This window comes from Faecalibacterium sp. Marseille-Q0746, assembly GCF_017377595.1.
Lineage (GTDB): Bacteria > Bacillota > Clostridia > Oscillospirales > Ruminococcaceae > Faecalibacterium > Faecalibacterium duncaniae.
The window spans coordinates 1-6,266 of sequence record NZ_JAFREI010000041.1; the positions used below are offsets into that span (position 1 = coordinate 1).

Sequence of the window (6,266 nt, forward strand, 5' to 3'; positions counted from 1 at the left end):
TGTATCTGGCGATTGCGAGAGAACCATATGCAGTAACAGTGGCTTTTCTGTTGTTACTTATAAAAGGAGGTCTACTTTATAAACGAGCTATGGCCGGTCGATAAGGAGTTGAGCCATACAAATTCAAATTTGTCGTTCTAAAAATTCAACTGAATAATCCCAGCAAAAACCGCTGCTACATGGAAGCCAACAAACCATGCAACAGCGGTTTTTCTTTACCGTTTTTTCCTCTGGCTGATAGGCGTTCCCATTTTCTTTGACTTTTTGAGAATACGAATGAGCCAGCGAAATTCTTCGTCTGACAGATTTTTGTAGTTGATACCAAGCTGCTTGCAGTAAAGGACAACCAGCTTTTCATCCCGGCTGCCCTTGAAATTTTCGACCGCTTCCAGATTTTCTTTCAGTTCATTGGCAACAGTGGTCTGGGGTGCACTCTCACTGTCCTTTTTATGGGCTTCCCGAATATCCCGGATAATGAGGTTGAGGTCATCCAGCACCATGTGGCTGAAATATTCATCATCGCTGATATGGGCGGCTTGCAGCACTTTCAAATGGGGGTCATCTTCGCCGGGGCGATACCGTTCAATGATTTCATGCCGGACGGTATCGACAAGGGCGTTGAGGTTTTGAATCTGCATGGTGGCAATTCCATCCACATAAATCTCAATGTCCGCAAGAAACTTGATAAAGTCCTTATGGGTGGCAAGTTCGCACAGCAGACGGTTGTTAATCCGACCGCTTTTCAGAAGTGCTACCATCTCATCACTCAAATGCAGCTCCCTTAATGGCGTGTTGATCTCTGCCCGGTTCTCTGTCCGGCAAAAGAGATAATCAAGGGACACCCCATAAAAATCTGCCAGCAGGATAAGGTTGCCATGATTGATTTCCTTATAGTCATCTTTTTCATAACTGCCAAGAGCCGATTTTGAAATACCCGTTTGCTCAGCCAGTTCTTCCAGTTTTAATCCTTTGTTTAATCGTAAATCTTTTAGCCGTTCCTGTATTGTAGTAGCTCCGTTCATTGAAGCAGTTCCCCCTTTCTAACGACATTTATAACCGTTGAATTGATTATACCATATCAATTCCGCAATCGTGGAAATTTCTGATTTTTACCCCGAATTCCTACTTTGTGGACATACGGCACAGGGCACAAAAATGTTCTATGATACAGGTAGTTCATCGATGGATTATTCCAATCGAATGACCAGCCTGTGTGGGATATGCTTCCCCGGCGATGTAGTGCCATGACTTTTGGCAGGGATGTGGAGGAACCCTGACCGAAACGAGCGTACCAAAGGGAGCGATACGCCGCTGTGAGATTCAGGGGAGGAACGACACCAGGGAGAACTGGCGAACTGACACCGAAATGATACCGAAACACGACAATCTGATAGGGGGATAGTCTACCCTATCGCTGATACTTCGGGAGATTTTAGGCGGTTCTATGACTGTAATTTTGCCGAAAATCGCCCCGAAACCATACACTAAAACGGGAGGAAGCGCAATATGCCGAGAATGAGCAAAAAGAGGAAGCATGAGCTTTCCTTTTACCTCAATGACCGGGGGCGTGTCACTTACAACGAATTATGCCGGAAATGCCAGCATGGGTGCAAGCAGAGCTTCCGGGCGGTTGTGATTGACTGCCCCCGTTATTTATCCAAACGAGCAAAGAAAAAGGAGGAACACACCGAATGAATTTTGAATTTATGACGATAGACACACCATTGCCGCCCTGTATGCCATTCCCCAGAGCGTTGACAGGATTTCCAGTCAGCAGCACCGCAAAGGTCATGTACTGCCGGATGTTGGACGCTATGCTCTCCAATGGGCAGGAGGACGAGAACGGAATCCTGTTTGTCTGCTTCCCTGTCACAGCCATTGCCGCAGTCCTGTCCCGCAGCCCCATGACGGTCAAGCGTTCTTTGAATGAACTGGAAACCGCCGGACTTATCATGCGGGTGCGTCAGGGAGTTGGAGAACCAAACCGAATTTATGTGCTGATACCGGGAAAGGAGGATGCTGCCCTTGCCTGATACCTCAAAGCTGGAAAAGCTCAACCGGGAGCTGGAAAAAAGCGAAAAGAAGCTGCGGAAAGCCATCAATGATGAAAAGGCGTTGCAGCACCAGTTAAAGCAGCTTACCCGAAAGGAACGGACGCACCGGCTCTGCACTCGTGGCGGTATGCTGGAAAGTTTTCTGCAAGAGCCGGAACGCCTGACAGATGATGATGTAATGCTGTTGTTGAAACTCATTTTTCACAGGAAGGACACGCAGGAACTATTGAAAACAATGCTGGAACGGGAGAAGCCGGAAACCCCTTAGTTTACTAAGGGCGCAATTATACACCACCCAGAGGTTGGTGCATTGCGTTCTCCGAAGGCTCCTCGCCGGAGGGCTGTGATTTTCCGCAGTCATGGTCTGCTCCAAATCAAACAGGGGACGCTACGCTTCCCCTGCGCTGGCTGCCGCCAGCTACCCTTTTGTGGACTTGCCATCTGGGGACACCTTGCGCTGCAAGCTGTTCCCAGCCGACAAGTTTCATAAAATATGCTATCTTTTCGATAGCCAATGAAGTATAATGAAGGTGACAACAAATCGACATTTGTAAAGGAGGATTTACAATGAAGAAAATTGGATTAGGTATTGCAATACTACTCTTTGCCATTATAATTTCTCTTTGCTCATCAGGAATGGGGCTGCTCGTTATCGGGATTGGGATTGTAGGATTGATTTTTTCAATCATAGGATTTATGGAACGCAAGTAAAATAACTTCCAGTTTATCAGCTTCACATCGGGTCAACTTGCCCCGAACTTTTACAACTAAATACCCGCCGCCCACACAGCGGCACACCGAGCAGGAAATCTGAAAAAGGTCTCCTGCTTTTTTTCTGCCAAAATGATGTGGTAAAACGCCACCCCATCCACCAATTACCGAAAGGAGGGACACGAAATGCCCTGCCCACACAACGAAATCACGATTGTTCAGCGCAGCCAGCGACAGTCTGCGGTTGCCGCCGCTGCTTACCAGAGTGGCGAAAAGCTGTTCTGTGAATACGACCAGCAAGTGAAGCACTACCCGGAAAAGCGTGGCATCGTCCACAATGAAATCCTGCTCCCGGCAAATGCCCCGCCGGAGTATGTAGACCGCAATACCCTATGGAATGCCGCCGAAGCGGTGGAAAAGCAATGGAACTCCCAGCTTGCAAGGCGGTGGGTGCTTACCATCCCAAGAGAGATACCACCCGACCAGTATGCTGTCCTTGTCCGGGAGTTTTGTGAGCAGCAGTTTGTTTCCAAAGGCATGATTGCTGATTTTGCAATCCATGACCCCCATCCGCCGGGACACAATCCCCACGCCCATGTCATGCTCACTATGAGGGCAATGGACGAACATGGAAAATGGCTTCCCAAGAGCCGCAAGGTTTATGACCTTGACGAAAACGGGGAACGGATAAAACTTCCGTCCGGCAGATGGAAAAGCCACAAGGAGGATACGGTGGATTGGAACGACCAGAAGTATTGCGAAATCTGGCGGCATGAATGGGAGGTCATCCAGAACCGCTATCTGGAAGCCAATGACCGTCCGGAGCGTGTGGACTTGCGTTCCTATGCCAGACAGGGGCTTGATATTGTCCCCACTGTCCATGAGGGGGCTGCTGTCCGGCAGATGGAAAAGCGTGGTATCCAGACGAATATCGGAAACCTGAACCGGGAAATCAGAGCCGCCAACAGTCTGATGAAGTCCATCCGGCAGCTTATCCAAAACCTCAAAGGCTGGATTACCGAGCTGGGAGAAAAACGGAAAGAGCTGCTTGCACAAAAAGCGGCGGAGGAAGCGACACTTCTTCCCAATCTGCTGATGAAGTACATGGAGATACGAAAGGAAGAACGGAAGGACTGGACGAGGGCTGGACAGAACCGGGGGACTTCACAGGACTTAAAGGCAGTCAGCGAAGCCCTGTCCTATCTCCGGCAAAAGGGGCTTTCCACTGTGGAGGACTTAGAAGCGTTTCTGGAATCTTCCGGGAAATCAGCCGCAGATTACCGCAATCAGATGAAGCCAAAGGAAGCCCGCAGCAAAGTGATTGACGGGATTCTTGCCAGCCGGACAGACTGCAAGGAATGTAAGCCTGTCTATGAGAAGTACCAGAAGATATTTTTCAAGAAAACAAAGGAGAAATTCAAACAGGAACACCCGGAGGTTGCCCGGTATGAGAAAGCCGCCGCCTACCTTGCCAAGCACCCGGACGATAAGGACAGTACCCAAAAGGGGCTGCAAGAGGAGCAGGAAAAACTTCTCAGCGAAATCGCAGAGCTGAAAGTACCGCTGACAGAGGTACAGGAGGATTTGAAGAAGCTGCGGGACATCCGCTACTGGGTACGGAAAGCCACACCCGGCACAGAGGAAAGCAAAGAGCCGCCCAAGAAGCAGCCCATCAAGGAAGTCTTGCAGGATAAGGCAGACGAGAAAAAAGCACAAAGAACCGCCCCGGCACAGGCGAAACACAGACAACAGGATATGGAACTTTAACAGACACTTGCCATTTTCAATCAGAGAATGTCAGGTGCTTTTCTTTTTTCAAGGAGGGATAGATTTGAATGTATTTGAAGCTGTGAAGCAGTCCGTCACAACAAGACAGGCTGCGGAGCATTATGGAATTCATGTAGGTCGGAAAGGGATGGCTTGCTGCCCGTTCCATAATGATAAAACCCCAAGCATGAAGCTGGATCGGCGTTACCACTGCTTCGGCTGCGGTGCGGATGGGGATGTGATTGATTTTGCCGCCGCCCTGTATGGGCTGAGAAAGAAAGAAGCCGCCGTACAGCTGGCACAGGACTTCGGGCTTTCCTATGAGGACTGGAAACCGCCGGGAAAGGAAAAAAAGCCAAAGCCCCGGCAGAAATCCCCGGAGGAACAGTTTCAGGAAGCAAAGAACCGCTGCTTCCGTATTCTTGCCGATTATCTCCATCTGCTTCGGGCATGGAGAACGGACTACGCCCCACACTCCCCGGAGGAAGCCTTTCATCCCCGGTTTATAGAAGCCTTACAGAAGCAAGACCAAGTGGAGTATCTGCTGGATGTGCTGCTGTTCGGGGAAACAGAGGAAAAAGCGGCTTTGATTACGGACTACGGAAAGGATGTGATACAGCTTGAACAGCGAATGGCAGAGCTTGCCGCCGCAGACGCAGCAAGAACTAAAAAACACCATGAACGCCATGCAGCCGCCACAGAGCGTTGAGGAAATCAAGGCGGGGCTGGAAACTACCGAGAAAGGCGGTGTCCGTCAGAGCATACGGAACTGCCTGACCGTATTCCAGCGTGACCCTCTGCTTTCCGGGGCTATCGCATACAACATCCTGACCGACCGCAAGGACATCATAAAGCCCATCGGCTTCCACAGAGAAAGCACCGCCCTGAACGATACGGACATGAAGTATCTGCTTCTTTATCTGGAAGAAACCTATGGGCTTACCAATGAGAAAAAGATTGATAACGCCATTGGAATTGTGGCGAATGAAAACAAGTACCACCCCATCCGGGACTATCTCAATACCCTTGTGTGGGACGGGACAGAACGAATCCGTTTCTGCCTGCGGCACTTTCTGGGGGCTGACGCAGATGATTACACCTATGAAGCATTGAAGCTGTTCCTGTTGGGTGCAATCTCACGAGCCTTTCAGCCAGGGTGCAAATTTGAAATCATGCTCTGTCTGGTAGGCGGTCAGGGGGCTGGCAAGTCCACCTTCTTCCGTCTGCTGGCAGTCCGGGACGAGTGGTTCTCCGATGATTTGCGGAAGCTGGACGATGACAATGTGTACCGCAAGCTGCAAGGTCACTGGATTATCGAAATGTCGGAAATGATGGCAACCGCAAACGCCAAGAGCATCGAAGAAATCAAGTCATTTTTAAGCCGGCAGAAGGAGGTCTACAAGATACCCTATGAAACCCACCCGGCAGACCGCCCCCGCCAGTGCGTGTTTGGCGGCACTTCCAATGCTCTTGACTTCCTGCCCCTTGACCGTTCCGGCAATCGCCGCTTTATCCCCGTCATGGTGTACCCGGAACAAGCCGAGGTTCACATTTTGGAGGATGAAGCTGCTTCCAGAGCCTATATCGAGCAAATGTGGGCAGAAGCTATGGAGATTTACCGAAGCGGCAGGTTCAAGCTGGCTTTCAGCCCCGCCATGCAGCGGTATCTCAAAGAACACCAGCGGGATTTTATGCCGGAGGACACCAAAGCCGGGATGATACAGGCGTATCTTG

8 protein-coding genes are annotated in these 6,266 nt (G+C 50.1%); 7 read left to right on the forward strand and 1 reads right to left on the reverse strand.

Annotation, left to right across the window (positions count from 1 at the left end; translation table 11 throughout):
* Positions 1-215 precede the first annotated feature (215 nt).
* Positions 216-1,022: a helix-turn-helix domain-containing protein gene (locus J3351_RS13830; protein ID WP_002594811.1), complete on the reverse strand. Its 807-nt coding sequence runs from the start codon at positions 1,020-1,022 to the stop codon at positions 216-218.
* Positions 1,023-1,506: 484 nt separating this feature from the next.
* Between J3351_RS13830 and J3351_RS13835 the strand changes: the two genes are divergently transcribed.
* From J3351_RS13835 to J3351_RS13865, 7 genes are all read left to right on the forward strand, one after another.
* A complete protein-coding gene (locus tag J3351_RS13835) occupies positions 1,507-1,695 on the forward strand; it encodes a hypothetical protein (RefSeq protein WP_002304353.1) in 189 nt (62 codons plus the stop codon).
* Entirely contained in the window at positions 1,692-2,033 is a 342-nt protein-coding gene (locus J3351_RS13840; RefSeq protein WP_005945246.1) for a DeoR family transcriptional regulator, read from the forward strand. The genes J3351_RS13835 and J3351_RS13840 overlap by 4 nt, the downstream gene beginning before the upstream one ends.
* Positions 2,026-2,322: a DUF3847 domain-containing protein gene (locus tag J3351_RS13845; protein WP_173684220.1), complete on the forward strand. Its 297-nt coding sequence runs from the start codon at positions 2,026-2,028 to the stop codon at positions 2,320-2,322. The genes J3351_RS13840 and J3351_RS13845 overlap by 8 nt, the downstream gene beginning before the upstream one ends.
* Before the next feature lie 299 nt (positions 2,323-2,621).
* Positions 2,622-2,765: a hypothetical protein gene (locus tag J3351_RS13850; RefSeq protein ID WP_164979630.1), complete on the forward strand. Its 144-nt coding sequence runs from the start codon at positions 2,622-2,624 to the stop codon at positions 2,763-2,765.
* A 186-nt stretch (positions 2,766-2,951) separates the two neighbouring features.
* On the forward strand, positions 2,952-4,532 hold the full coding sequence (gene mobQ, locus J3351_RS13855; protein WP_207697987.1) for a MobQ family relaxase: 1,581 nt from the start codon (positions 2,952-2,954) through the stop codon (positions 4,530-4,532).
* Between the two features lie 64 nt (positions 4,533-4,596).
* Entirely contained in the window at positions 4,597-5,241 is a 645-nt protein-coding gene (locus tag J3351_RS13860) for a CHC2 zinc finger domain-containing protein (protein WP_147601776.1), read from the forward strand.
* A partial coding sequence (locus J3351_RS13865) for a virulence-associated E family protein (protein ID WP_207697988.1) occupies positions 5,210-6,266 on the forward strand: 1,057 nt, incomplete at its 3' end. The genes J3351_RS13860 and J3351_RS13865, both read left to right, overlap by 32 nt.

Excerpts from the sequence above, each read along its gene's own strand:
- J3351_RS13830 (WP_002594811.1), bottom strand. The coding sequence starts at position 1,022 with ATGAACGGAGCTACTACAATACAGGAACGGCTAAAAGATTTACGATTA.
- J3351_RS13835 (WP_002304353.1), top strand. The coding sequence starts at position 1,507 with ATGCCGAGAATGAGCAAAAAGAGGAAGCATGAGCTTTCCTTTTACCTC.
- J3351_RS13840 (WP_005945246.1), top strand. The coding sequence starts at position 1,692 with ATGAATTTTGAATTTATGACGATAGACACACCATTGCCGCCCTGTATG.
- J3351_RS13850 (WP_164979630.1), top strand. The coding sequence starts at position 2,622 with ATGAAGAAAATTGGATTAGGTATTGCAATACTACTCTTTGCCATTATA.
- mobQ (WP_207697987.1), top strand. The coding sequence starts at position 2,952 with ATGCCCTGCCCACACAACGAAATCACGATTGTTCAGCGCAGCCAGCGA.